The 26096-nt window shown below is 46.9% G+C and carries 14 protein-coding genes and 1 tRNA gene; 13 read left to right on the top strand and 2 right to left on the bottom strand.

Features of this window, described 5'->3' with window-relative positions; genetic code table 11:
* Positions 1-34 precede the first annotated feature (34 nt).
* The gene (locus tag NFR62_RS08660; protein WP_251617484.1) at positions 35-4327 is read right to left on the bottom strand and encodes a 2-hydroxyacyl-CoA dehydratase; all 4293 of its coding nucleotides are present in this window, start codon (positions 4325-4327) and stop codon (positions 35-37) included.
* Positions 4328-4479: 152 nt separating this feature from the next.
* On the opposite strand from NFR62_RS08660, the gene NFR62_RS08655 reads away from it, so the two are divergent.
* From NFR62_RS08655 to NFR62_RS08645, 3 genes are all read left to right on the top strand, one after another.
* Positions 4480-4565, top strand: a tRNA-Leu gene (locus NFR62_RS08655).
* Positions 4566-4705: 140 nt separating this feature from the next.
* Complete coding sequence (locus NFR62_RS08650; protein ID WP_251617482.1) at positions 4706-5485, top strand: VUT family protein; 780 nt, start codon at positions 4706-4708, stop codon at positions 5483-5485.
* Positions 5457-6104, top strand: a complete 648-nt coding sequence (locus tag NFR62_RS08645; RefSeq protein ID WP_251617480.1) for an SDR family NAD(P)-dependent oxidoreductase — start codon at positions 5457-5459, stop codon at positions 6102-6104. Before NFR62_RS08650 ends, NFR62_RS08645 begins: the two co-directional genes overlap by 29 nt.
* Before the next feature lie 96 nt (positions 6105-6200).
* Here NFR62_RS08645 and NFR62_RS08640 read toward each other — a convergent pair whose 3' ends face one another.
* Complete coding sequence (locus NFR62_RS08640; RefSeq protein WP_251617478.1) at positions 6201-7124, bottom strand: AraC family transcriptional regulator; 924 nt, start codon at positions 7122-7124, stop codon at positions 6201-6203.
* A gap of 189 nt (positions 7125-7313) precedes the next feature.
* On the opposite strand from NFR62_RS08640, the gene NFR62_RS08635 reads away from it, so the two are divergent.
* The 10 genes from NFR62_RS08635 to NFR62_RS08590 all read left to right on the top strand — a co-directional run bounded on the left by NFR62_RS08635 (position 7314) and on the right by NFR62_RS08590 (position 26095).
* A complete protein-coding gene (locus NFR62_RS08635) occupies positions 7314-7916 on the top strand; it encodes a hypothetical protein (RefSeq protein ID WP_251617476.1) in 603 nt (200 codons plus the stop codon).
* A gap of 71 nt (positions 7917-7987) precedes the next feature.
* Positions 7988-10783 (top strand): hypothetical protein, encoded by a 2796-nt coding sequence (locus NFR62_RS08630; protein ID WP_251617474.1) that lies wholly within the window; start codon positions 7988-7990, stop codon positions 10781-10783.
* A gap of 74 nt (positions 10784-10857) precedes the next feature.
* Complete coding sequence (locus tag NFR62_RS08625) at positions 10858-12630, top strand: hypothetical protein (protein ID WP_251617473.1); 1773 nt, start codon at positions 10858-10860, stop codon at positions 12628-12630.
* A gap of 17 nt (positions 12631-12647) precedes the next feature.
* The gene (locus tag NFR62_RS08620) at positions 12648-13565 is read left to right on the top strand and encodes a carbohydrate ABC transporter permease (RefSeq protein ID WP_251617472.1); all 918 of its coding nucleotides are present in this window, start codon (positions 12648-12650) and stop codon (positions 13563-13565) included.
* Positions 13566-13568: 3 nt separating this feature from the next.
* A complete protein-coding gene (locus NFR62_RS08615) occupies positions 13569-14468 on the top strand; it encodes a carbohydrate ABC transporter permease (protein WP_251617471.1) in 900 nt (299 codons plus the stop codon).
* Positions 14468-17923 (top strand): hypothetical protein, encoded by a 3456-nt coding sequence (locus tag NFR62_RS08610; RefSeq protein WP_251617470.1) that lies wholly within the window; start codon positions 14468-14470, stop codon positions 17921-17923. The genes NFR62_RS08615 and NFR62_RS08610 overlap by 1 nt, the downstream gene beginning before the upstream one ends.
* A gap of 13 nt (positions 17924-17936) precedes the next feature.
* Positions 17937-19892 carry a DUF4838 domain-containing protein gene (locus tag NFR62_RS08605; RefSeq protein WP_251617469.1) on the top strand — a complete coding sequence of 652 codons (1956 nt, stop codon included), beginning with the start codon at positions 17937-17939 and terminating at the stop codon, positions 19890-19892.
* A gap of 5 nt (positions 19893-19897) precedes the next feature.
* Positions 19898-21481: an ADP-ribosylglycohydrolase family protein gene (locus NFR62_RS08600; RefSeq protein ID WP_251617468.1), complete on the top strand. Its 1584-nt coding sequence runs from the start codon at positions 19898-19900 to the stop codon at positions 21479-21481.
* A 5-nt stretch (positions 21482-21486) separates the two neighbouring features.
* Positions 21487-23634 (top strand): beta-glucosidase, encoded by a 2148-nt coding sequence (locus tag NFR62_RS08595; RefSeq protein WP_251617467.1) that lies wholly within the window; start codon positions 21487-21489, stop codon positions 23632-23634.
* A gap of 16 nt (positions 23635-23650) precedes the next feature.
* Positions 23651-26095: a beta-mannosidase gene (locus tag NFR62_RS08590; RefSeq protein WP_251617465.1), complete on the top strand. Its 2445-nt coding sequence runs from the start codon at positions 23651-23653 to the stop codon at positions 26093-26095.
* The last annotated feature ends 1 nt before the right edge of the window (position 26096 follow it).

The raw sequence follows: 26096 nt of genomic DNA, 5'->3' as shown, positions 1-26096 counted from the left end.
TTCGGAATTTTGTCCGAATCTTTTTTTGCGTTTTTTAATCGTTTTGTTCTTTTGTTGCCGCCGCTTCTCGGCAAGAATAGCAACATGAGGAGTCTTGTTCGTCGAGTTTTGGCGGAAGTTCTTTTTTCTCGCCTCTCAAATTAGAGAACGCCACGCTCATCATAAGCTTTATGCGGTTCACTTGGTTTACTTCGCTTGCTCCCGGGTCGTAGTCTACCGCCACAATGTTGGCGCTCGGGTTGTAGGCTTTGAGCGCTTTCATTACGCCTTTGCCCGTGACGTGATTGGGCAGGCACGCGAACGGTTGCACGCAAACTATATTGCTTGCTCCGTGCTCGATTAGTTCGAGCATTTCGGCGGTTAGGAACCAACCCTCGCCCGCGATATTGCCGATAGACACAACGTTGCTCGCAAGTTTTGCCATTTCACGAATGTGAGTGGGTGCGCCGAATTTCGTGCCTTCGAGCGCTTTTAACATGGGGCGTTTCAATCGTTCTATAAACCATATATAAAAGTCGGATTTTCGTTTTTGCCCTCGTGAACCGTCAAGCAATTCGTAGCGAACCGTGTCGTCGTAGAACGAATACATAAAAAAGTCGAGAAGGTCGGGCACAACGGCTTCGCCGCCCTCGCGTTCTATAAGCTCCACAAGTCGGTTGTTTGCGGCGGGGTGGAATTTAACAAGAATTTCGCCCACAACGCCCACGCGCGGCTTTTTAATGTCGAGAGTGGGAATATCGTTAAAGTCTTTAACGATTTGCGCAACGTTTTTCGCAAAAGGTTTTGTGTCGCCTTTTTCCATCTGTTCGCTGACAATAGCGTTCCATTTTTCATATACGGCATTAGCCGCGCCCGCTTCTTTTTCATACGGGCGCACGCGGTAAAGGCACCGCATAAACAGGTCGCCGTATAAAATAGAATAAACCATGTTAAGCATTAGCGGTATGGTAATTTTAAATCCGGGATTTTTTTCAAGCCCCGCGAAGTTAAGCGAAACTACGGGCACCTGCGCCATATTAGCCTGTTTGAGCGCCTTTCTAAGCAGAGCTATGTAATTTGTAGCCCTGCAACCGCCGCCCGTCTGAGTGAGCATTACGGCGGTTTTATTCAAATCGTATTGCCCGCTTTGCAACGCGTCAACAACCTGTCCCACAGTTAAAATAGTGGGGTAGCAAGCGTCGTTGTTCACATACTTTAAGCCGGTTTCCACTGCCGTTGCGCTCTCGGGAAGAACCTTTATATTATAGCCGAATTTGTGAAGCGCATGTTCGAGAATGCGCAAATGAATAGGGGATATTTGCGGCGCTATAACAGTGTAGTTCGCTTTCATGTTTTTGGTGAAAAGTATTCTGCCGTCGGGCGCGTTCACCGAAAGCGGCGCGTGTATATTGCGTTTTTTGCGCTCGTCGAGCACAGCCATAAGAGAGCGAACTCTTATTCTTGCGGCGCCCAAATTGTTCACTTCGTCTATTTTGAGCACCGTGTAAATTTTGCCCGCCGCGTCGAGAAGTTCTTGCACCTGGTCGGTTGTAACGGCGTCGAGTCCGCATCCGAACGAGTTTAGTTGCACAAGGTCGAGGCAGTCGGATGTGCGAACGTATTCTGCGGCGGAATACAGCCGCGAATGATAAGTCCACTGGTCAACTACTCTGAGCGGACGCTGCACCCTTTTAAGGTGACAAATGCTGTCTTCGGTGAGCACCGCAAAACCGTAGGCGTTGAGCATTTCGGGTATGCCGTGATTTATTTCTGGGTCGAGGTGATAGGGGCGTCCCGCAAGCACAATGCCGTGTTTGCCCGTTCTATTTAAATAAGCTACCGTTTCTTCGCCCTCTTTGCGGATTTCGGCTTTAAACTTTTCGCTTTCCGCATAAGCCGCTTTCGCCGCCGCTTTCAATTCTTTTAACGGAATATCGGGGAATTCCTCGCGCATTCTTTTAACGAGTCGCTCGGGGCTGTTTATAGAGAGGAACGGCGCCATGAACTTCACGTCGGAGCCGAAAACTTCGGTCATGTTATTGCGTATAACTTCGGGATAAGTTCCCACAACGGGGCAGTTGTAATGGTTGTCCGCGTTTTTGTCTTCTTCCATTTCGTAGGGCAAACAAGGATAAAATATGAGTTTAACGCCTTTTTTCACAAGGGCGGTAATATGCCCGTGAACGAGTTTCGCGGGGTAACAAACCGATTCGCTCGGCATTGTGTCTATGCCTAAGTCGTAAATCGCGCGTGTCGAGCGCGGACTGAGCTCCACGCGGTAGCCGAGCTTAGTGAAGAACGTGAACCAAAAAGGATAGTTTTCGTAAAGGTTCAAAACTCGCGGAATACCTATTTTGCCGCGAGGAGCGTCTTGTTCGTCGAGCGGTTTATAATACGAAAACAGTCGTTTGTATTTTGTGGCGAAAAGGTTGGGCGGCAAATCTTGCTTTTTCTGCGTTTCGCCCGCGCCTTTTTCGCATCGGTTGCCCGTTATGTATTCGCGTCCGTCGTTAAATTTTGATACTGTGAGCAAGCAGTTATTTCCGCATTTTCCGCAACGTTTGTTGGTTTTTGAAACGGAGAATCCGTCGAGTTCGTCCGCTTTCAGTAGCGTGCTTTCGCCGCCCGCGTAGTTGTTGCGGCTCAAAATAGCTCCGCCGTAAGCGCCCATAAGACCCGCTTTATCGGGACGCACAACTTCGCGCCCCGAAACGAGTTCGAACGCGCGCAAAACGGATTCGTTCAAAAAAGTTCCGCCTTGCACTATAACTTTTTGTCCCATTTGACTGCTGTCGCGCAGTTTTATAACTTTGAACAGAGCGTTTTTCACAACCGAGTAGGCGAGCCCCGCCGAAATGTCGGAAACTGTGGCGCCTTCTTTTTGCGCTTGTTTTACGCGCGAATTCATAAACACGGTGCATCTGCTGCCCAAATCTACGGGCGATGTGGATTCAAGCCCTTTTTGCGCAAATTCTTCGGCGCTCAGCCCGAGCGCATGCGCGAACGTTTCTATAAAGCTTCCGCAACCCGACGAACATGCTTCGTTCAATAGAATATCGTTTATAACTCCGTTTTTAATGCGCAGACATTTCATATCTTGCCCGCCTATGTCGAGTATAAACTCAACTCCGGGCAAAATTGCGTTGCTCGCCGTTTGGTGCGCCATTGTTTCGATTTCGCCCGCGTCGATATGCAGAGCGGATTTGAGCATGCCCTCGCCGTAGCCCGTTATTGTGCTCCTACCTATGAACGCGCCGTCAGGCAATAAAGAGTATATTTCTTTGAGCACTCCCACAATACATTTAAGCGGGTCGCCGCTGTTGCTGCCGTACCACGAATACAACAGCGCTCCGTCGTTGTTTATGAGCGCCGCTTTCGTTGTTGTGGAGCCCGCGTCTATGCCGAGATAGGCGGGACCTTTGTGTGTTTTAATATCCGCAAACGGAATTTTCGTTTTTGCATGACGCGTGCGGAATTCTTCGAGTTCTTCCGCCGACGAAAACAGCGCTGGAAGTCTTTCCACTTCGTGCGAGTCTATGCTGCCGAGCGCGTCGAGCTTTTTAAGCAGTTCCGCCGCTTTAAACGTTTTGTTTCCCGAAATAGCGGCGCCTATTGCGTTGAACACTTGGCTGTTTTCGGGGAATATGGCTTTCGCGGGTTTTAACGTGTCAACAAATCTTGCGCCGAGTTCTGTTAAAAAGTGCAACGGTCCGCCCAAAAAGGCGACGTTGCCGCGAATGGGCTTGCCGCACGAAAGCCCCGAAATAGTTTGATTGACAACCGATTGAAAAATCGAAGCCGCAATGTCCGGCTTTTTAGCGCCGTCGTTTATGAGCGGCTGAATGTCGCTTTTTGCGAACACTCCGCAACGCGATGCTATGGGGTAGAGAATAGTGTGGCTTTTCGCAAGTTCGTTCAGTCCTGCCGCGTCGGTGTTAAGCAGGCTTGCCATTTGGTCGATAAACGCTCCCGTGCCTCCCGCGCAAGTGCCGTTCATGCGCTGTTCCACGCCGCCCGTAAGATACGTTATTTTGGCGTCTTCGCCGCCGAGTTCTATTGCAACGTCGGTTTCGGGAATCAGAGTTTTTATAGCCTCCACTCCCGCAATCACTTCTTGAATAAACGGTATGCCCAGCCATTCCGAAACCGAAATGCCTCCGCTGCCCGTTACCATAACTGTGAAATCGTCGTATTTTTCAAGCACGCCGCGCAGCACCGTTGCAAGCGTGGCTTTTATGTCGGAATAATGTCTGTCGTAACTCGAATGAACGAGTTTGCCGCTCTCGTCGAGCACCGCCGTTTTTATAGTGGTGGAGCCAACGTCGAGTCCGAGCCGATAGTTTGCCATTAGTTTACCTCGTGAGTTTTTTGTATAGTTTAAGTGAATACTATCCGCATAAATTATAGAACAAAAATAAATATCTGTCAACTGTTGACAACCTGCCTCGATTGTTGTATAATATTCAACGGTCGGTTCCCGATACCGACGGCTTAAGATTTGCGGAGGTGGCGGAACTGGCAGACGCGCAGGTTTCAGACGCCTGTGGTTAATTCTCGTGTGGGTTCAAATCCCATCCTCCGCACCAAAATACGCTATATAATAGCGTAAAAAAAACAGACAGTTCGAAACCATCCTGTCTATAAACAAAACTATGGAAAGGATGGGCGCAGTGCGCCCTTTTGTTTATAGAATATCTTTCGGATTGCGAAGAACGGGAGGTATTTTATGTTAAAACAAAGGATTAAAAAAGAATGGCAAGAATTCCGTGCGTTGATGAAAAGCGTTCCGTCGCTTGTAGTCGTGCTGTTCGTAGTGTCGGTATTTTCGATGAACTTATTGGCGAATAAAAGCATCGATATTCCCATAAGTTGGTTAGCGTGCGATTGCGGAATAATTGTGTCGTGGTTTGCGTTTTTTACGATGGATATTTTAACCAAGCATTTCGGACCGAAAGCCGCCACGCAGTTTACCGTTCTTGCTATTTTAGTAAATCTTTTTTTCTGCTTGCTTTTATTTATAGGAAGCGTTATTCCCGGAATGTGGGGCGAAGCTTATGTTGAGGGAAGCGAAGGACTTTTGAACAACGCTTTGAACGGCACGTTCGGCGGCACTTGGTATGTCGTTCTCGGAAGTACCGTCGCGTTTTTGGTGTCGGCAATAGTCAACAATCTTTCAAACTTCGGAATAGGGAAGTTGTTTAAAAAAAATCCCGACGGACTCGGCGCTTACGTTTTGCGTTCTTACGTTTCGACGGCAGTCGGGCAGTTTGTGGATAATTTAACGTTCGCACTTGTTGTAAGTCACTTTTTCTTCGGGTGGACTATCGTGCAATGTCTTACTTGCGCGGCTACGGGAATGGTTGTGGAACTGTTGTGCGAGGCGGTGTTTTTCTATCCCGGCTTTGCAATTACTCGGCGGTGGAAAAAAGACGGTGTCGGGAAAGAATATTTCGATTTAAGAAAAAAGGAGAACTGCGATGAAAGTTTTAATAACGGGAACGAGTAGCGGAATAGGGAAGGCGATTGCTCAAAAGTTTTTGTTGTGCGGTCATGAAGTTTGCGGAATAGACGTGTTACCCGCGTCAATAGAAAATTCGCATTATACGCATTTTATAGCCGACATTTATTCGAGCGAACTTCCAAAAATCGAAAACGTTGAAATTTTAATAAATAACGCGGGCGTGCAGGATTCGGGAAGAGATATAGACGTTAATCTTAAAGGAAGCATTAGAGTAACCGAGAAGTACGCTTTTCAACCTAATATTAAAAGCGTGTTGTTTATAGCGTCGGCAAGTGCGAGTACGGGCGCGGAGTTCCCCGAATATGCCGCAAGCAAAGGCGGCATGGTGGCGTATATGAAAAACGTGGCTTTGCGCGCGGCGCAATACGGTGCTACGGCGAACAGCCTTTCGCCGGGCGGAGTTAAAACCGCGCTTAACGAACGCGTTATGACCGACCCTTTGCTTTGGGAACAAATAATGAACGAAACTCTTTTGCCGAAATGGGCGGAACCCGAAGAAATTGCCGAGTGGGCGTATTTTGTTACCGTTGTAAACCGTTCCATGACCGCGCAAGATATTCTTATAGACAACGGAGAACAAGCGAAAGCCAATTTTGTTTGGTAAATAAATTAGCAAATTTATTGCGTCGCACAAAATAAAAAACAGCCTAAGCGTTTAATAGAGTGTTTGGAGTGAGAAAAATAAAAAAGAGCGTTCGGTTTATTCCGAATGCTCTTTTTTATTATCGGCGGAGCGTGATTTGAATTGCGCGCGGTAATGCGAAGGTGTTATTTGAAATGTTTTTTTGAAAATATGGTTGAAATGCGATAGCGAGGAAAAACCGATTTCACTGCAAATTTCGAGCGTAGTTAAATTTGTGAAACGCAACCTGTCTTGCGCGTGCAACAATTTTAAATTGAGCATGTAGTTGTTCAGAGTTTTGTTGGTATACTTTTTAAAGAGATAGGCGAGGCGAGAGTATGAAAACGGCGTAAGCCTTGTTATTTCGCGCGCCGTCAGCAAATACGCTCCCGGCTTATTCAGCTCGTTCAAAAGGTTTTTAAGCCAAGCGGGCGCCGAATACGGTTCCGAAAAGTTTTGTTCGAAAAACGCTTGAATCAAAGACGAAAATACTACTTTCGCATGAAAAACGTTTTGCTCTATGTTGTCGGTGTCTGACACGGTTTGCAATGCGAGCATTTTGTAGAAAAGGCTTTGCAGTTGCGGTTCCGAAAGTTTAAATTTTAGCGGAAGCGCTCCGCTTTCGAGTTGTGTATAAAGAGTTTCATCGTATACGTTAAAATACCTTTGCAAAAAATCGCTTTTAATCAAAAAGTTGATTTGCTGATAGTCTTTTGTCGTCGCGCGCGAAAACGAGTGTAGGTCGGCTGGGCGTATAAGTTGGGCGTCGCCGCGTTCGCAGGAATATTCTTTGCCGTTTAAAGAGTGAACAACGGTGCCCTCCACTATAATGAAAAGTTCCCAATGGTTATGGGTGTGCGGCGCGTTAAAATCGGAATGGCTCCATGTGAACGCCAAATCGCAATCGCCCCACGGGGAAGAGAACAGAAAATCCGCCACGTTTACCTTGCGGTCGCGCGGGACGGCTATGTCGGTGAAAATCGGTTTTTCGAACGAGTCCATTTTCCGTATAAGTTTCCGTTTTTCTTATATAATATCAAAAGTATGCGGTTATGTCAATAGGGCAAGAGAAAAACACAAATAAAACTATAAAAATAAGAGAAAAACACAAATAAATTATGAAATAAAACAAGAAATAGCGCCTTTTCGGTGATAAAATATAGGTAGTTAAAAAATGAGGAAGCGGAAATTATGAAAGCATGGAAAAGGTTGATTGCGCTTGTGGCTCTCGTTGCGGCAGTAACGCTTGCAATGCTTTTCGGTTGCGCCGATAAAACCTCAAAGCCCGCTCCGCAGCCTACTCCCGAAGTGCCGAAGCCGCCAGCGGAGATAGAATACGATTACGTTATAACGGGCACTCGCGATTTTTATGTGAGCGCTTCGGCAACAGCCGCGTCGCTCGACTTATCGGGGATTTACGCCACCCGTTTGAACGGCGACGGCAAATACGATGTGTCGGCAGACTTTTCGGCGGTGGAGTTTGGAACAAAAGGAAAATATACCGCCGTGTATTCGTGCGGAAATAGCAAGATAGAGAAATATGTTTTCGTATACGATAAAACCCTGCCCGTAATCGCGGGCGCCGTATCGAAAACGGTATCGCGCGGCGCTAACCCTCTCGACGGGGTTTCGGCTACCGACCAATTCGGATTTTCGGTTGTTGTGAGCTATTCGATAGAAGTAGGCGGCGTTAAAGTTTCAGAGCTTCAAACGGGGCGAAACGACGTGACATATGTTGCGTCCGACCTTGCGGGCAACGCGGCTCGCGTAACCGTTGCGCTCAACGTTGCGTGAGCGTTTGAATCGTTATTCCATTCGCTGCGAAAACGCGGCGGAAATAAAAATCTCGTAACGGAGGAAAAGAGATGAAAAAGTTAAGAATGGTGTTACTGATGCTCCTTGTGGGCGCGTTGATTGCTTTTGCAATCGGTTGCGGAGGCGACGGCAAACAAAACGGCAAGCCCGATAATCCGCCGCCGAACGTGGATAATCCCGGCGGAAACGAGCCCGACGACCCCGCGAAAAAGTTGAACATAGGCGTTATGTTCGGCGACGACGTTGTTCAAGACGGCATGCTTACAATCGACTATAAAAACGCTCTTGCGGGAATAGCGTTTTTCGATAAGGATTCCGTAGAGCAAGAGTACATAACGAAAGCGCTTACGCAGATTACGGTGAACGGGACGGCTGTGGATTCCCAAAATTACGTTTACGACGCGGGATTGTTGGAATTCGAGCCCGATTACTTTCTGTCGCTTACTCTCGGCACGGAATATGCGGTTAAAGCGGTTTTCGGCACTGACGAAGCCGAATTCAAAATGACTCTTACCGATTCGCTTACGCCCGCTTATACTTACGCCGACACGCTAATTAAAGAAGTTTATTTAACGGGTGTGGAAGTGTCGCTTCCTACGGCTACAAAATCGCCCGCTTCAATCCAGAATACGAGAGTGGAATATTCGCTCGTAAATTCCGAAGGGACGGCAATGCAAATTACGAACAACAAGTTTGTTGCGACAGATGCCGAACGCTACACTTACACCGCGACTTTTTATAAGAATAACGCGGTTGAAGAAACCAAAACCCGCAGTTTTTCGGTGATAGACCTCGAAACCGCGAATCTTGCTTCCGAACATGTTGTCGCTGTTCTCGGCGGAGCTTACGACGAAACCGAGCAAGCGTCTCGCTTTACGGGGAAACACACTCTTTCGCTTATAGAACTCGATTCGGCGTATAAGTTTGTGCGCATCGAATATAAGGGCAGCGGTTCGGTAACTTTCGATAAAAAGGACGGCGACAATATTGTTCCCGACACTACCGAGCTTGAAAGCGCAGAATATAAAACGGTTTGGCTTACAACCTCGTATATAAATTCGGTTGAAATCGAGAGTGCCGAAAATCTGTTTATAAAATCTTTTACCGTGTCGCAGTCGTCGGCGTTTAACGCTTACGATATCGAGAACGTGAACTTTGCGGGAAAAGACTTGCTCCCGTATTGGCAATACGGCGGCAATTTCGTTCCGTCGTTTAACGAGGAAAAGAACGCTTTGATTCTCCCCAAAAACGGCAACAGTTACGTTTACGCTTTGCGTCAACGCGTTATTAAAGAAGCTTACGACAACGGTTTTAAGTATCTTGTTATAGGCTATAAAGGGGCGGGCACCACTCGCGTGTTTAACGACACTACCGGCGATTGGGGCGGATTTTCTAAGGATTTGCCCGCAAGCGACACGAATAGGCGGTTGTCGTTTAACCTCGACGTTGCGGCAAATTCTGCGGCGATAGATTTTACTTCGGGATTTTCATTTATAGTGAACGACACCGACATAGAGTTGTACGAATTTAAATTTTATACCAAAGACGTTGTGGCGATAGAGGCGGGCGTATATAACGACGCCAACATTGCCGACGAGGGAATGGAAAGCGTTTGGAGCGAAGGCGCGGCATACGATACCCAAGCTTCGGCTATGGCGTTTGCCGCAGGAAAAACGTATACTTTCGGCGAGGAAGCTCTCGATAAAGCTCAACATAAGGGCGCTAAAAAAGCGTTGAGCTTTATTGCGAAAGGGAAGGGGAAGGTACAAATTTTTGCCGCCGACGGCGCCGCCGCTTCGGTAGAAGTTACCGTAGACTCGTTAGATTACGTTGCAAAGCTTATGTTGTTCGGAAGTTTTTATTTCACGGAGGAATCTTATATTGCCGTAGTTTCAGACGCGGGTAGCGGCTTAACAGTGCGCTCTATGTGGTTTACCGACAATACTTCGGAAGAAATAACAAATCATCTTGCCGTAAATTTGGCTTCCGAAAGCTTTGTTGCAAAATGGGAAAATTGGGGCAACGAAAACACTTCTTTCGATTCGGTTGAAAACGCGTTGAAATTTACAGGCAACGGCGGAAGCGCTATTCCGCATTTAACTACGGCGGCTGTTCTCGAAGCAAGCCGCGCGGGCTTTGACGCCGTTAAGTTTGTGGCGAAAGGCAGATTCGCGTTGTATATGTTTAACAGCGAGTGGGACCGTTTGGGAAGTTTGGACGCGTTAAATATTTACGATAATTATTCGACTGACGAATACGTTACCGGGCTGATTGTTTTTGCGGGCATTACCGACAAATTCTCGGCAAACACGAATTTAGGAATGTGGACGGGTACGGGCGACTCGTATATAAAGAGCATGGAATTTGTTCGCAAAAAAGATTTAGTCGCGGAGGCGCCCGAGAACGTTCGCAATATTTTTCAGAACGAAGCCAACATTGCCGCCGAAACGTTTAAAGACTTATGGAAAACTACCGACAAAGCTTCGGTAGACTATACCGACGGCTCTTTGAAAATAACTTTCGACGGTAAAAACTCTTTTGCTTTCGAACTCAAAGACTGGCAACTGTACGCTATACTTTTCGGCAAAACTAAATTCGTATGGACTTACGACGCCGAAAATTCGAACGCGAACGATATAAGAATAAAATATACGCATAATTACAGCGACGGCAATCCCACTGTTAAAAGCATAAACGGGCAGGGCGATAAAGTTACGGTAGACGGGCAGGAGACTCGCGTAACAGAATGCGCTCTCGCGTTTAGCGGTGTGCCTCAAAGAATTTGCATAGAGAGCAACGCTACGGGTTCTCAAACTTATACGCTTACGGATTTTCATTTCGAATAAGAACAAAACTAATGTCGCATGGCGCGGCGCGTGCGCGCCGCCGCTTGCGACATAAACTCGATAGGAGAAACTTTATGAAAAAGATTGCTTGCTGTTTGCTTGCGGCGCTGTTCGTGCTCACTGCGTTCGGTTGCACAGGTACCGCGCCCGACCCCGACGACATTATTCAGACGATAGACCCAGAAAAAGAACAAATATATGTCAGCGTTTACAACGGCGGCACCGGCACGCGTTGGATAAAGCAAGCGGCTGAGGAATTTAACGCCGCAGAAGACAAGTATCAAGTTTATATTATCGACGGTAAGTCGAGCGCAACCGAAATTATAGATGCCGTTTCTACCGGCTCCACCAACGGAGTATCGTGCTATTTTTCGGTTGACGCGGCTTTTCAAGAGCTGATTTACACCGATAAACTCGTAGACCTTTCGTCGCTTCTTGCGCGAACGGCAAGCGGCGAAACGCGCACAATCGGAGACAAGCTCAAACAAAAAGAGAGCTGGCTCGAACTTGCTTCCAAAAACGGCGAAGGTTGCTATTTGTTGCCTTACAGCGACAGCGTGGGCGGTCTTGTTTTCGATTTTGACGATTTTGTTGCTAACGGTTGGCTGAGCTATGCCGACGGCAACGATTCCGACGTAACCGCCGAGCTTGCCGAACAGGGAATAGAATTCGAAAATCAAAACGGCAGACTTTTTTATAAGAGCGGAGGAAGCGGCGTTTACTACGAGGAAGGCGAAAGAATTTTGCATGCGGGCAAAGACGGCAAATTCGGCACCTACGACGACGGGCAACCTCAAACGGTTGCCGAATGGAACAATATGCTCGGCAGAATTAAGTCTACGAGCGGTTCTTATCCGTTTATATGGCCGGGAGACTTTTTGAGTTATACGGGCATGGTTCAAAACGCGGTTTTCGCTCAGCTTGCGGGAATAGAGGCGTTTGAAAACTATTTCGCTTTCGACAGCAAGGGTAAAGAAGTGGAGCTGCGCGACGGAACAAAAAAAGTTATAACTCCCGACAACGGTTACGACTATTTTAAAATGAAAGAAATTTACCAAACGATAGAATTCATGAACACTTATTTTACGTCGGACAACGCCCACCCTTCTACGAAAGGCAATACCTCTCATTACGACGCTCAAAAGAACTTTCTTTACGCGCCCGTTTCCGACGGCAAAATAGCTAACTCAGCTATGATATGCGAGGGAATTTGGTGGGAGAACGAAGCTAAAAAGAGTTCGTTCCCGCAAGTAGAGCAAATGGATTCTTCGCGCGGATACGGAAAGAGGGATTACAGATTTATGCTGTTGCCTAACATAGAAGGGCAAAAGGGGATAGACGGAAAAGGGCACGGCTCCGTTGTTGCGGGGCAAGACACAGGTTCGTTCTTTGTGGTTAAAGAAAAGAACACCGAAAAAACGGAAGTGCTGCTCGATTTTCTCGTGCAAACCCTTTCCGACGACTGCCTTGAAAAATTCACTGTGGAAACGGGCGTTGTGCGCGCTTTCGATTACACGGTGTCGGAAGAAAATTTGCAAAAGATGACGCCTTTTTCGCGTAACGTATGGAACATGTATAACGACCCCGAAAACATAGCGGTGGTTCGCCCGTTTCAAGAGCGCCTTAAAGCGCCCGTAGTGTTTGCCACCGACATATCGCTCGAAGGAGTTGTTTTTCCGTTTAACGACAGCGGCAAAATTATGGGCTCCGACACGGTGGTTGTGAGTTGGCTCGAAAAAAACAAAACGGTGCAACAAATTTTCGACATGGTTCAAAACAGCTTTTCTCAATCCGCATGGAACGGCTACATGGAAAAAGCGAGAGCGCAAGGATTTTACGCCGCTTGAATTTTTAGGAGAACACTTTGATAAAAACGAACAAACTTAAAAGGCAATGGCGAAAATCTCTGTTCGTGGGCAGCGTGCTTATTTACCCGTTGTTGTGCTTTCTCGTGTTCTATGTTTTTGTGAACGCCAACTCAATAATTATGGCGTTTCAGAAAATAGATGTGTACGGCAACAAAACTTTTTACGGGCTTCAAAACTTTAAAGAGTATTTGTTGAAAATGTTCGGCGGAAGCGGTTCGCTTGTTGCCACAAGTATAAAAAACTCGCTTTTAATGTACGGAATAAATCTTATTATTTGTTTGCCGCTTTACATTCTGTTTTCGTACATGCTCTATAAAAAGTGCTTTTTGCACAAAACCATTCGCTTTATAGTTATGATTCCGCAAGTGGTTTCGGCATTCGTTATTTGCATGCTGTTTAAAAATTTTACGGGCGGAGCGCTTCCGGATTTAATGAAATCGTTGGGAATAAAGAACTTTCCGAACCTATTGAAAGACGTTAAATGGATGTTTCCCACAAGCCTGTTTTATATGATTTGGATTTCGTTTGCGGGTAGCTTAATAGTGTATCCGAACGCCATGAAAGAAATAGATTCGGGCATAACCGAAAGCGCGCAAATCGACGGAGTGGAAACCATGTGGCAAGAGCTTAGGCACATTATTCTGCCGCTTATTTTTCCCACGCTGTCAACTTTCCTAATAACGGGTTTTGCGGGAATTTTCCTTAATTGCGGGCCTCTAATCGAATTCTATTTATACGAGGCTGACACCGGCATATACAACATGGGCTATTATTTCGTGTCTAAGGTTATGACGGGAAAGAAGATAGAATACCCCGAACTTGCGGCGGGCGGTCTTATTTTAACTCTTGTATCGGCTCCGCTAACTTACCTTGTGAAATTCGCGCTCGATAAGCTCGACCCTGTGGAGGATTAGCGCATGGCAAAAACAGGAACGAAAATCGCGCAGGGCGTGTTCAAAGCGCTTTTACTCGCGCTTATGCTCGCGTATTGCCTAAGCCTTATTTTCACTTTGGTGTGGATGCTTTACACGTCGTTTAAAACGGAATTCGAATATATAGTCGACGCGTTCGCTTTTCCGAAACAGATAGGAAAGATAGGGTTTTCCAACTATTCCGAGATGTTCAAAATATTTGAAATGAAAACGTTGAAAAACGGGGCGGAAGTGGTTTACCGCTTTCCGCACATGTTCGGATACTCTCTTATTTGGGCGCTCTTAACTTCGCTTGTGAATGTATTTTTCACTACTTTGGTGGCTTACGTCGTTGCCAAATACAAATTTTTCGGACGCAATTTTTTGTACGCGCTCGGCATATTCGTTATGATTACTCCCATTGTCGGCAATTTGCCGTCGGCAATGCAGGTTAAGCAGGCGCTCGGAATTTACAACAATATTTGGCTCACTATTTTAACTTCGCCTCAAACGGTGTTCTCGGGCGTGCACTTTATGCTTATGCACGCGGCGTTCAAACATATTTCGTGGAATTACGCCGAAGCCGCTTTTATCGACGGCGCGTCGCATTACAGAGTTATGTTTCAAATAATGTTTCCGCTTGTTTTGCCAACGTGCGTAGTGCTTTACGTTCTCAACTTTTTGGGCGCGTGGAACGATTACAGCACGTTTATAATTTGGTTGCCGAGCTATCCGACACTTGCTTACGGAATGTTGTATTTTCAATCGCAGTCGTCTAAATACGGCGCCACAATGCCTGTTATTATGGCCGGATTCACAATAGTGGCAATACCCAACATAGTGCTTTATTTGCTTTCTCAGAATTTGATTATGTCTAAATTTTCGGTTGGAGGACTCAAAGAATAATGAAAAAAATATTCGCGGCAGTTGCCGCGTGTCTGTGCATTGCGCTCGCTTGCGTTTGCGGCGCTTATTCTGCCGATGCGGAGAGTTCTTATAACAACGTGTGGTATGCGCTTCGCGGCGAGTGGTTCGCCGTGCCCGATGCCGACGAATCTACCGTAGTTTCAAATCCGGGCGGCGAGAACGTTACGCTTCAAGAAGGAAAGTTTCGCGCGACGTTCGAGGGCGATTATATAATAACGCAAGGAAATTCGGTGTCGGTGCTTAAAGTTTACCGCACTGCGCCCGCCGTTACGGTTGAACTCGACGGAACTTTAAAAAGCGAATATTGCGCGGGCGAAATTGTGTATCTTCCCGTAGCTACGGGAAAGAGCGAAATAAAGAACTATACCGATTACGAGGTTGAAATATATTTTGGTGGCGAGCCGTTTAAAACGCTGAAAGCGTCGGAGCGCGAGTTCGTTTTGTCGAAAGTGGGCGAATATAGCGCGATTTACGTTTTTACCGACGTGTTCGGAAAACGCACGGAATATAAAACCGATATTACGGCTTTGAATAAACCGGTTATAGTTATGCAACGATTCCCCGAAACGGCGGTTTTCGGCACGAGCATTGGAATAGACGCAACATACGGCTATTATAACGGCGTAATGTACGAATGCTCGGTAACACTGAAAGACCGCTTGAAAACGCGTTCTTTGGAAGAAAAAATATTTTCGCCTGTATGCGACGGACTGCACGAGTTGACTTTCACATGCGTAATAAACGGCGAAACACTTACCGAAACGGCGCGAATAAACGTAGAGTACGGCACGGAAAGCTTTTTCGTTACTTCAAACATAAAATCGGTGGTGCCCGACGTGCCTTATCCGTCGGCGGCGAACGTTGAGAAAAACGGAGTGTATATCACGGGCGACGGAGGCGCGGTTGCGCGTTACACCAAAACGCTCAACTTAAAAGAACTTTCACAGTCTAAAACCAAAATCATAGAATTTCAGCCGTATGCCAAAAAGGGAGCGAGCATTTCGGAAGTGCGCGTAACTCTTACCGATGCGCTCGACGCGCAAAACACTCTTTCGGCATACTGGTGGATGAGCCCGTGGAACGAAGAAGTAAGCTATATGCTTGTGGAATACGGCACTCAGGCGATTGCGATTTCCAACGAAAGCGCCGATAAGGGAGTGGTGCGCAATCAATACGGCACCGTAACGCAGCATACGTTTAACAACGTTACGAACAAACAGTGCGCGCCGTTTAATTTCCGATACGATTACGACGGGCAAATAGTGTATTCGGCAATAAATTCGTCTACGCCAAACTATAAGGTTCTCGACACCGACAACACTGCGGAATTAAAATCGTGGAAGCCTTTCGGGGGATTTAAAGGCGAAGATGTTTACCTTTCGGTTGAGCTGACCGCTTCGAACAACGCGGGCGTGGTTATATCCGAAATAGGCGGAGAAATTCTGAATGCTTCCACCGCAGAATTTGTGAACGACGGAGTTATTCAGATATTGCGGGAAAGCAACATTCAAACGGGAGTTGTGGGGTACGGCTATTTGTTGCCTCGCGCTCAGGAAAAAGACGTGCTGTTCGGCGACGTCGGCTTTACGAGAACTCTCGAATATTTCGAAGAAGGCGTTTTCCGAAAAATACGCAAAACGGAAGGCGCGGTAGAAGGCGACGTGTTTATGCCGAAAAGAAGCGGCGAATACCGCGCTCGTTTTACGGGGCTTGACAATTTCGGTTCGTCGGTTGAAAAATTTTACGAGTTCGAAGTTAAGGAGTTGCCCGACGACATATTCGTGCAAACAAACGCGCCCGCCGAAGTGGAAGTGCGTTCCGATTTTATTCTTCCCGCAGCCGAAGTAAGCGGCGGCACGGGAAAACTCGAAACGAGCTATCAAGTTTGTTTCGACGGCAAGTACCGCTATATGCAACCGGGAGAAAGAATATATGCCGACCGTGCGGGAAGCATAACGGTGAGCATTATAGTGCGCGACGAACTCGGCTTTGTTAAAACAACGTCTTATTCGGTGCCTATAAACACCGAACGCAAATTTATTGTGGTTAAAAACATGCCGCAAGCGTGCGTAAACGGCGAAAAGCTCGAACTTCCGGAATTTACTGGACTTGATTATTCCAAATACGGAACCGACGGTTTCGAGTTCCCTGTGTCGCTTTATGTGAACGATGTTAGGGTCGATTTGAGCGAAGGCTATACCGTTAATACTTCCGAAGAATTTATAAACGTGACCTTTGTAGCCGACGACGGCTCCGTGCAGGAAATGCGCCGAATAAGAGTAATACCGTCGAACGCTTCGAGCATTGCCGATTTTCTCGTGTTTGAACGCGAGAGCATATCAACGGAATTTTACGAAACGGGTCTCACTTTCTCGTCGGAATCGGATATGGAAATAGCTATGCCTTACGCGCTTCCGTATTACGAGCTTAGCTTAAAGTTTACCGTGCTCGAAAGCTGCAATGCGTTCGATAAAATAGACGTTATAATGACGGGCGCACGCAATGAAGAACAAGAAGTTACGTTGTCGTTTTCCTCAGTATTTAACGGCAGCGCGCTTATGAAAGCCGACGGAAAAGAATATACGACGGCTGTCGAGAGCGGAACATACGGCGTTTTAAGTTCGTATCAAGGCGAGAAATACGACGCCGTAAGCTTGTCGTTCTCGCGCGATGGAATGATTAGCGTAAACGGAACGGAAATCGCGGCGGTTTCGGCATTCGATTCCGGGCGGGTTTTCGGCGGCTTCGACGGCGGAAAAGTTCGCGTTTCGTTTAGGATTAGCGGCGTGAATTCAAGCGCCAAGTTTGTGCTTAATCTTGTTGCGAATCAAAGTTTTACGTCGTATACTCAAAATTACGATGAAATTATGCCCGTTATGGGACTTGTGCGCGACGTAACGGCGGAAGAATACCAAAAGGGAAGCGTGCTCGAAGTTCCCGAAGCGGTTTTTGCCGACGTTCTTTCGGGCAAGGTAACGGGAAAAGTTTCGGTGTTCTCGCCGAGCGGCGCCGCGATAGTAAAAGACGCCGAGTTAAACGAAAAGCTTTCCGTAACGCTCGACAGCTACGGCTATTACCGTTTTGAATACACTCTTACCGACGGGGCACGCAACACCGGAAAACGCACATATCGCGTTCATGTTGCCGACGTAACGCCGCCGAAAATAGAAATAGGGAATATGCCTTCAAAAGCGACTGCGGGCGATTCTTTTACGGTGCCGGAAATAAAAGTGACCGACGATAATTCTTCGCTCGGAGAAGACGGCTTGCAATACTTCGTATATTTGAGAAATCCCGACACTCTTTTGGTTAGAGTGTTCGAGGGGAAAAGCGTGAAGTTCGAGCAGTGCGGAACGTATAAACTTATTGTGTATGCAATAGACGGAAGCGGCAACATAAATTACAAAATTAAAGAAATAGTCGTAAACGGGTAACGGGGAGGAGAAAATGAAAAAAATAAGCAAATTCGCAACGGTTGCCGCGCTTATTCTTGCGCTCGCTTTTTCGGCGTTCGGTTGCACCGACGGCGGCAACACAAACGCGCCCGACGGAAATAATACGGAAGAGGTTAAAGACATGACGTTGTTCGAAAACGGAAAAACCGATTATACTATAGTGTATCCCGACGAGAGAACAGAAGCCGAAGAATATGCCGCTTCGACTTTGAAAGAGTTTTTTAAAGAAGTTTCGGGCGCAAGTATTTCGTTAAAGCAGGAAAAATTCGTAACTTACTCAGACGACGCCAAAATTATTTCGGTGGGCGGCACCCGCTTTATTGAAAAAGCGGGAATAAACGCCGAACTCGAACACGACGGTTTCTTTATTAAAACTGCGGGTTCGAACTTGTTTATAAACGGCGGAAGCGGAAGAGGCACTCTTTACGGCGTATACGAATTTCTCGACGCATATTTGGGAGTTAAATTCTTAACCTACGATTATACTTACACGCCTAAACTGAACGAATACAAATTCGGCAAAATAGACGACGTTCAGGCGCCTTCGTTTGCGTACCGCAACTTTATGGTTGCGGGCTATAACGACGACAAAGCTTATATGAGCCGCATGAGGTTTGTGAACGAATACCACACGGTTGCGGACCGCTTCGGCGGCAATATAGGTTGGTTTTCGTCTTCCGATTGTCCGCCTGCGCACAATTCGCTTTCTTATGTGTCTACAAGTTACGCGTCGCGCGAGCCCGAAATGTTTTCGTTTGTTGGCGGCAAACCTGTGGAAATTTGCCAAACATACGGAATCACCGAAAGCGGCGAAATTGACGACGGCGTGGAACTCAGCCCCATAAAGCTTGCAATAGAGTCGCTTAAAAAATTCGTGCTCGCCGCAAAGTCCGACGTAACGTATTTTATGTTCGGGCAGCAAGACGTGCAAACTCCTTGCCGTTGCGCCCGTTGTATGCGCGACACCGAAAAATACGGCAGGGGAGGAATAAACATAAGGTTTGTTAACCTTCTTGCGCGAGAGGTGCAAAAGTGGGCTAACGAGGAGTTGAACGGCAGAGAAGTGAACGTTATAACGTTTGCGTATCAATATTCGGAAGAACCTCCTGTGGAGCTCGGCGAAAACGGGGAATACCGCCCCATAGACCAAACCGTTGTTGCCGCCGACAACGTAAGCGTTCGTCTTGCAACTTATTTTTGCAACGGTTATTATTCGCTCGAAGATTCTCGGCAAATAGCCAAATACCGCACTCTGCTTTCTAATTGGAGCAAGGTTGCAAGCAAGTTTATGCTGTGGGACTATCATATTGATTACTACAATTATTTTAACTATTATCCCACTATACAAACCTGGAAAGAAAATTTGCGGCTTTATAAATCTATAGGCGCCGAATACGTTTTAATGCAGTCGGCTCAAAACGAAAAGGTGAGTTGGCAGGCTAATATGGAAGCATACGTTGCGTCTAAACTTATGTGGAATATCGAGCGCGATATAGACGAGCTTGTGAACGAATTTTTTACTTACTATTACGGTATAGCCAAAGATTACGCGCTTAAATACAAGACGGACGCCGACTTATATTACCGCACGCTTTTCGAGCGTTTCGACGATTATACTCTTGTGCTCGGCTCCGACCGTTCTGCCGTTAAGTATTACGACATAAGCTTTTTGAAAGGGCAGGAAGGTCTTATGAACGAAGCGATAGATTACGTTTCGGCAAGCGAACTTGCGGACGACGAAAAGCAAACTCTTATAAAACGTTTGAAAATAATGCGCGCGCCTGTTAAATTTATGATTATGCACAATTACAACGGCTACTATTTGGATAAACAGTCGGAATATAAAGCGTATGTAGACGGTGTTCTTGCCGAGCTTGCGGAACTCGGATTCGCCCGTTACAGCGAGGGCTCTCTTTTAAACGAATATAAAGCTAACCATAGGATTTAGAGAAAATGCAAATAACATATAACGAACTCAAAGAAAAAATTCTCGGCTGTTTCAACGGCAAAAACATAGGCGGAACGCTTGGCGCCCCGTTCGAGTGCTATCGGCAAATAAACGACGTCAGCTTTTACGTTCAGGAAAATATTCACCGCAATCCTCCGCCCAACGACGACCTCGACCTTCAAATCGTTTGGCTTAACGCGGTTGAACGTTTCGGCGCTTCGGTGAACGGCGAAATTCTTGCCGAATATTGGCTTACCTATATATATCCGCGCTGGTCAGAATACGGCGCGGGAAAAGCAAATTTGATTCGCGGCTTCCGTCCGCCTATTTCGGGGCGAATAGAAAACGTGTATAAAGACAGTTGCGGCAGCTTTATCCGTAGCGAAATTTGGGCGTGCTTGGCGCCCGGTCATCCCGAAATCGCGTCGGTTTACGCGTGGCACGATTCGTCGGTAGACCATGCAACCGACGGCACATACGGCGAAGTTTTTTGCGCCGCCGTTCAAAGCGCGGCGTTCGCCGAAAGCGATATTCGAACGTTAATAAACATAGGGCTAAGCTACATACCCGAAAACTGTTTGGTGTCTAAGGCTGTGCGTCTTGTTTGCGAATGTTACGACGGCGGACTCGGTTGGAAAGAAACGCGCGAAAAGCTGTTTTGCGAAGTGCCGGGAAGTTTCGGTTTGCAAACTCTTCCGCTCGAAAAATGGACTGAAAACGACTATCGTGCCCGTCCCGGTTGCGACGCGCCAAACAACATAGGGATAGCCGTTATAGGGCTTTTGTACGGCGACGGCGATTTCGGGAAAAGCATTTGCCTTGCAGTGAATTGCGGCGAAGACACCGATTGTTCTGCGGGCTTTGCTGGCGCTTTGCTCGGAATTATTTACGGCAACGCGGGCATCCCGAAAAAATGGTCGGAAGTGCTCGACGGCGTTATAAACACTTGCTGTATAGACCTTTCGGAATGGGGATTCTTTTTACCTAAAACCGTAGGCGAGCTTACGGACAGAATTCTTTTTAATATTCCGCGCTTTTTACAGCCCGATTATGCAGCCAAGCCGCTTATAACGTTTTCCAACGAAAAATTGTATTCTTTGGTTGCTAACGAGGGCAAAGAGCTTTTCCGCGCGCCTTACGAGGTTTACGGAAAATATATGTGGCGCAATCGCGGCGAACAGCGTTTCGATATTAACGAGCTTTTGCGTTTGCCCGAATATTGCGAATGTAAAGAGTTTGCTTCGTTTAAGGCGGTTCTCGAATACGCGCGAGCTCCGTACATAAAGGAAGAAGAAAAATTCGGCTTTACTCTTAAATTGATTTGCTCCGACATTTCGCGTTCTCCGCATTGGGCCGACGTTCGTGTGTACACAGGCAAAGGATTGCGCACGGATTGCGTAAGCTTTTCGGTGCCTTTGCAGAACACTTACCGCTATGTTGCGAAACAAGATTTTTCGGTTTCTCTCACCGAGTTTCACGGCTCTATGGAAGATATAATAGTGGAAATTTCGCTTGTGGGGCGGCATACATACGGCGTTATTAAAGCAACGCTTGCAGTCGCCGATTCGCGCGATGTCACGGCGGAATAAATCTTATGAACGAACAAAATATTCAAGAAGTTCTCGATTTGAACGAGAAAATAAGTTTGCTGTCGGGCGAAAATATTTGGCATACTCGCGCCCAACCCAAAATAGGACTTAAAAGTCTTACGTTGCGCGACGGACCTCACGGAATCCGAGACGGCACGCCGTCGTTTTGTTATCCGAATATTAACTTGCTTGCGTGCAGTTGGGACAGAAAGCTTTTGTACGAGGCGGGAAAGGCGCTCGGAGCCGACGCGAAAGAACACGGCGTGAACGTGCTTCTTGCGCCGGGCGTAAACGTTAAACGCAATCCTTTGTGCGGGCGGAATTTCGAATATTTTTCGGAAGAGCCGTATCTTGCGGGCGAGCTTGCGGCGGCTTACGTTAACGGCGTTCAGAGTTTCGGCGTTGCGGCGTGCGTAAAGCATTTTTGTTGCAATAACAGAGAGAACGGAAGATATTCTTATTCGGCGGAAGTAGACGAGCGAACTTTGCGCGAAGTGTATTTAAAACCGTTTTATACAGTAATCGAAAAATCGAACCCTATGTCGCTCATGACGTCGTATAACAAAGTGAACGGCGAATACGCCGCGCAAAACCGCAAGCTGTTCGATATTTTGCGAAACGAATGGCGTTACGACGGCGTCGTTGTGTCGGACTGGGGCGGGGTGGACAGTCGCGTTTTAAGCTACGCGTGCGGTCTCGACCTTGAAATGCCCGGCTCCGATTTGAAAACCCACAATGAAGTTTTCAGCGCCGTAGAACGCGGCGAGCTTAGCGAAAATAGTATTGATTGCAGCGTTCGCCGAATTAAAAAACTGCACGATTTTTGTTGCGCCGAACGCGATACTAAACCGTTTGAAAGAGATGCACGCCGTCTTGCCGAAGAGAGCATGGTGCTTTTGAAAAATGCGGACGGATTGTTGCCGCTTTGCGAAACTTCTCGCGTAGCGGTTGTGGGAAGCCTTGCGCTTTCGTCTCTTTCGCAGGGCGGCGGCTGCGCCGAAGTAAATTCGTCGGGCGCGAAAACTGTGTTTTCTTCTTTGCAAGAAGCGTTTGCCAAGTGCGATTACATAGAAAAGCCAGGCGTATGTCTGGCAGAGTATGACGCCGTTATAGCGTTTGTAGGCACAAGCCCCGACAGCGAGGGTTACGACCGCGACAATATTTTTGCGGACTGTTCGGTTTTGACGCTATGCGCTCAATTTAATAAAAACACGGTGTGCGTGCTTTGCAACGGTTCGGCGCTCGATTTACGCGAGGTGGCGGCTAACTCGAAAGCCGTTTTGGAAACTTATTATGCGGGCGAAGTTTTCGGAAATGCTCTTTCGCGCGTGCTTACGGGCAAGGTGAATCCGAGCGGACGACTTGCCGAAAGTTTTATTGCCGAGCTGAAAGACAGCCCGTGTTACGGAGAGGAAAATAGCGACGTTATAAGCTACGGCGAGGGGGTTAACGTTGGTTACCGTTACTATTTACGCAAAGGAGTGAAAACGGTTTTTCCGTTCGGCTACGGGTTAAGTTACACAAACTTTAAATATTCGGATTTAACGCTCGACGTGTGCCGAGCGGACGGAAAAACAAAGTTTGTAACGGCGGAATTTTTTATCGAGAACATCGGCTCGCGTAACGGCAAAGAGGTTGTGCAAATTTACTTTAAAACTCGCGGTGAAAGCGGCATGCCCGTACTAAAACTCGTTGCGTTCGATAAGCTTTTTTTGCGCGCGGGCGAGCGTAAAAAAGTTGCCGTTAGAATAGATACGCGCGAATTTATGTATTACGACACGCATAATAACGCCTTTAAACTGCCCGAAGGGAGGTTTGGGGTATGCGTTTGCCGCAATGCCGAGAGTGAAATACTTTCGGCGGAGCTAACGCTTACTAACGGTTCGAAAGTTGACCGCTATACTACCGTTGGCGAAATAATACGAACTGAAAAGGGCGCGGCAATCGTTAAAAAAGAACTTAACAAGGCGATATGCGGTTGCATTACCGACGACGAAAATTATAGCTTCGACATACGCGACGGACATATAACGGGCGACGTGTTTTTCAGAAAAGTGGCGGAAAGTTTGCAACTCAGGCAAACCGTTACGATGAGCAACAACCGTCTTTCCAACGCCGAGTTGGAGCGAATAATAAACTTACTGAATAACTGATTTTAAAGGAAATAACATGGAAACAATTAAGCGACTTTCTGACGGCTGGACTGTGAAAAACGAAACGCATGGCGAATATGCTTCACACGTTCCCGGCGACATTACGAACGACTTGTATTTATGCGGCAAAATACCCGACCCGCTTTTCGGCGTAAATTTTAAAGAGCTCGGTTTTATTCTTAATTCCGAGTGGGAGTATACTTGCGTATTTTCGATTTCGGAAAGCGAACTTTCGGCGGAGCGGCTCGAACTTCGTTTTGAGGGCGTCGATACTTTCTCGGAAATTTTCTTAAACGGCGAACGTGTGGGCGCAACCGACAACATGTATTTACGTTACGATTTCGACGTTAAACGTTTCGCCAAAAGCGGCGACAACGTTCTTTCGGTGAAAATGCAATCGCCTTACAAAGTATACGACTCTCGCAAGAACGAGAAATATATGTCGATTTTTCACCCTAACCGTATATATTACAGAAAGCCTTCGTGTCATTTTATGTGGGACTGGGCGCCCGATTTTCCCGGCTACGGAATTTACAAACCCGTTTATTTGGTGAGCGGCGATTATTGCAATATTTCCGACGCCGAAATAACGTGCGATGTTTTAGGAAATGCCACGTTTATAACCCGTCTTGACGACAGCTTTAAAGATAAGCCGAAAGATTATTCGCTTTGCTTGCGCGTAAGTAAGCGCCCTAATTGCGATTTAAAAGAATATTACGAACTCGAAACCGAAGTTTGCGGTCAGTTCGTTTTGCAAAACGTTGCTGTGGAAAATGCAGAACTGTGGTGGCCGAACGGATACGGCGACGCAAATCTTTACAGTTATTCCATAGAATTGAAGCGCGGCGGCAAAACGGTTTCGAGCAAAAGCGGCAAATTCGGGTTCCGCACGGTAACTATAAAGGAAGAACCGCTCGATTCCGAATCGCTTTCTTTTGTGTTGAATGTGAACGGCACCGATATTTTTTGCAAAGGTTCCAATTGGGTGCCCGCAAGCAATATGACGGGCACTATTACCGATTCTGTGTACGAGCGCTTAATAAAAGCCGCCAACGAGGCAAACTATAACCTTTTGCGTGTGTGGGGCGGCGGAATATACGAGAGCGAAAAATTCTACGACTTGTGCGACGAACTGGGAATAATGGTGTGGCAGGATTTTATGTTCGCTTGTTCCGATTTGCCCGACGACGATTCTCAATTCAGAAAAACGGTTTATAAAGAAGCGGAGCAACAGCTTATTAGGCTGAGAAATCGCCCTTGCATTGCCGTGTGGTGCGGCGGAAACGAACGTCGCAAATTTCTCGACTGCAAGGGACCTCAATACGGAGAATATATTTGGGAAGTGTTGCTTCGCGGACTGCACGCAAAACTGACGCGCAATTCGGCGTATGTTCCCAACAGCCCGCACAGTCGCACGGATATCGACATGGACTATTCTTCGGGCGATTTGCACACTTCTTGCTACGACCCCGCTTTAATAGACGACCGTATTCCGTTTTTCCGCGAATATCTTGCCAAGAACAAAAGTCCGTTCACTACGGAATGCGCTATTTTGGGACCTTGCCGCGTTCGCAGTTTGAAAAAATTCATTCCCGTCGAAAAGCTTTGGCCTGTGAACGAAGTTTGGCACGAGCACTTTATGCTTAATCCTTACGCTTGCGTTCCGGAAGAAACTTTTATAACCAAAGAATTCAGGTTGTCGGAAGCGTTGTTCGGAAAAACCGAAACATTGCCCGAATTCGTTAAAAAGGCTATGAGCGTTCATTCCGAAATCATGCGTTCCGAAATCGAATACGCAAGGGCGAGCGAAAGGTGCAACGGCATTCTCAACTGGATGTATAACGACATTTGGGGGTGCGGCACTTGGTCGGTTATAGATTTTTACGGCGAGAAGAAACCTGTGTTTTACGCCCAAAAAGCGGCGTTCAAACCCGCGCACGTTTTCTTTTGGTTCGACGGAGAAAAAATAAATTTGAGCGTGGCGAACGATTTGCGCCGCGATTTAAACTTGCGCCTTGAATACGGGCAATCTTGCCTTTGCGGAAAATCTTACGGCAAAAATAAAAAGCAAATAACGGTGAAAGCCAATTCGGTTTATACTTTGAGCGGCATAAGCGTTGATAAAAGCGTCAAAAACGGATATTTGCGTGCTCAAATCGAGGGCGACGGCGTTTGGGATAAGAGCTTGTATTTTTACGACTTATGGAAAGATTTGACGTTTAAAACGGATTTAACCGTTTGTGCAGAACAACAAAGCGAAAATGCGGTAACTTTGAAGATAAAAGCGAACGAGTTTGCTCGTTCTGTGTTTATTGATTTGCCGTTTTGCGAAGTTGTGCTCGACGACAATTATTTCGATATGGAAAAGGGCGACGAACGCGTAGTTACGGTTAAGGCGGATTTCCCCATAAATAAAAGCGATATAACCGTTAAAACTTTTGCCGACGAATGGAGCGAGTAAA

Origin of the sequence: Pumilibacter muris, from assembly GCF_943193045.1 — a bacterium.
Taxonomy (GTDB): Bacteria; Bacillota; Clostridia; order Christensenellales; family Pumilibacteraceae; genus Pumilibacter; species Pumilibacter muris.
The sequence above is the reverse complement of the archived record's forward strand: the minus strand, read 5'-3'. Positions and strand labels throughout refer to the sequence as shown.

Excerpts from the sequence above, each read along its gene's own strand:
- NFR62_RS08650 (WP_251617482.1), top strand. The coding sequence starts at position 4,706 with ATGTTAAAACAAAGGATTAAAAAAGAATGGCAAGAATTCCGTGCGTTG.
- NFR62_RS08590 (WP_251617465.1), top strand. The coding sequence starts at position 23,651 with ATGGAAACAATTAAGCGACTTTCTGACGGCTGGACTGTGAAAAACGAA.
- NFR62_RS08645 (WP_251617480.1), top strand. The coding sequence starts at position 5,457 with ATGAAAGTTTTAATAACGGGAACGAGTAGCGGAATAGGGAAGGCGATT.
- NFR62_RS08600 (WP_251617468.1), top strand. The coding sequence starts at position 19,898 with ATGCAAATAACATATAACGAACTCAAAGAAAAAATTCTCGGCTGTTTC.
- NFR62_RS08605 (WP_251617469.1), top strand. The coding sequence starts at position 17,937 with ATGAAAAAAATAAGCAAATTCGCAACGGTTGCCGCGCTTATTCTTGCG.
- NFR62_RS08640 (WP_251617478.1), bottom strand. The coding sequence starts at position 7,124 with ATGGACTCGTTCGAAAAACCGATTTTCACCGACATAGCCGTCCCGCGC.
- NFR62_RS08615 (WP_251617471.1), top strand. The coding sequence starts at position 13,569 with ATGGCAAAAACAGGAACGAAAATCGCGCAGGGCGTGTTCAAAGCGCTT.
- NFR62_RS08610 (WP_251617470.1), top strand. The coding sequence starts at position 14,468 with ATGAAAAAAATATTCGCGGCAGTTGCCGCGTGTCTGTGCATTGCGCTC.
- NFR62_RS08595 (WP_251617467.1), top strand. The coding sequence starts at position 21,487 with ATGAACGAACAAAATATTCAAGAAGTTCTCGATTTGAACGAGAAAATA.
- NFR62_RS08635 (WP_251617476.1), top strand. The coding sequence starts at position 7,314 with ATGAAAGCATGGAAAAGGTTGATTGCGCTTGTGGCTCTCGTTGCGGCA.
- NFR62_RS08660 (WP_251617484.1), bottom strand. The coding sequence starts at position 4,327 with ATGGCAAACTATCGGCTCGGACTCGACGTTGGCTCCACCACTATAAAA.
- NFR62_RS08625 (WP_251617473.1), top strand. The coding sequence starts at position 10,858 with ATGAAAAAGATTGCTTGCTGTTTGCTTGCGGCGCTGTTCGTGCTCACT.
- NFR62_RS08630 (WP_251617474.1), top strand. The coding sequence starts at position 7,988 with ATGAAAAAGTTAAGAATGGTGTTACTGATGCTCCTTGTGGGCGCGTTG.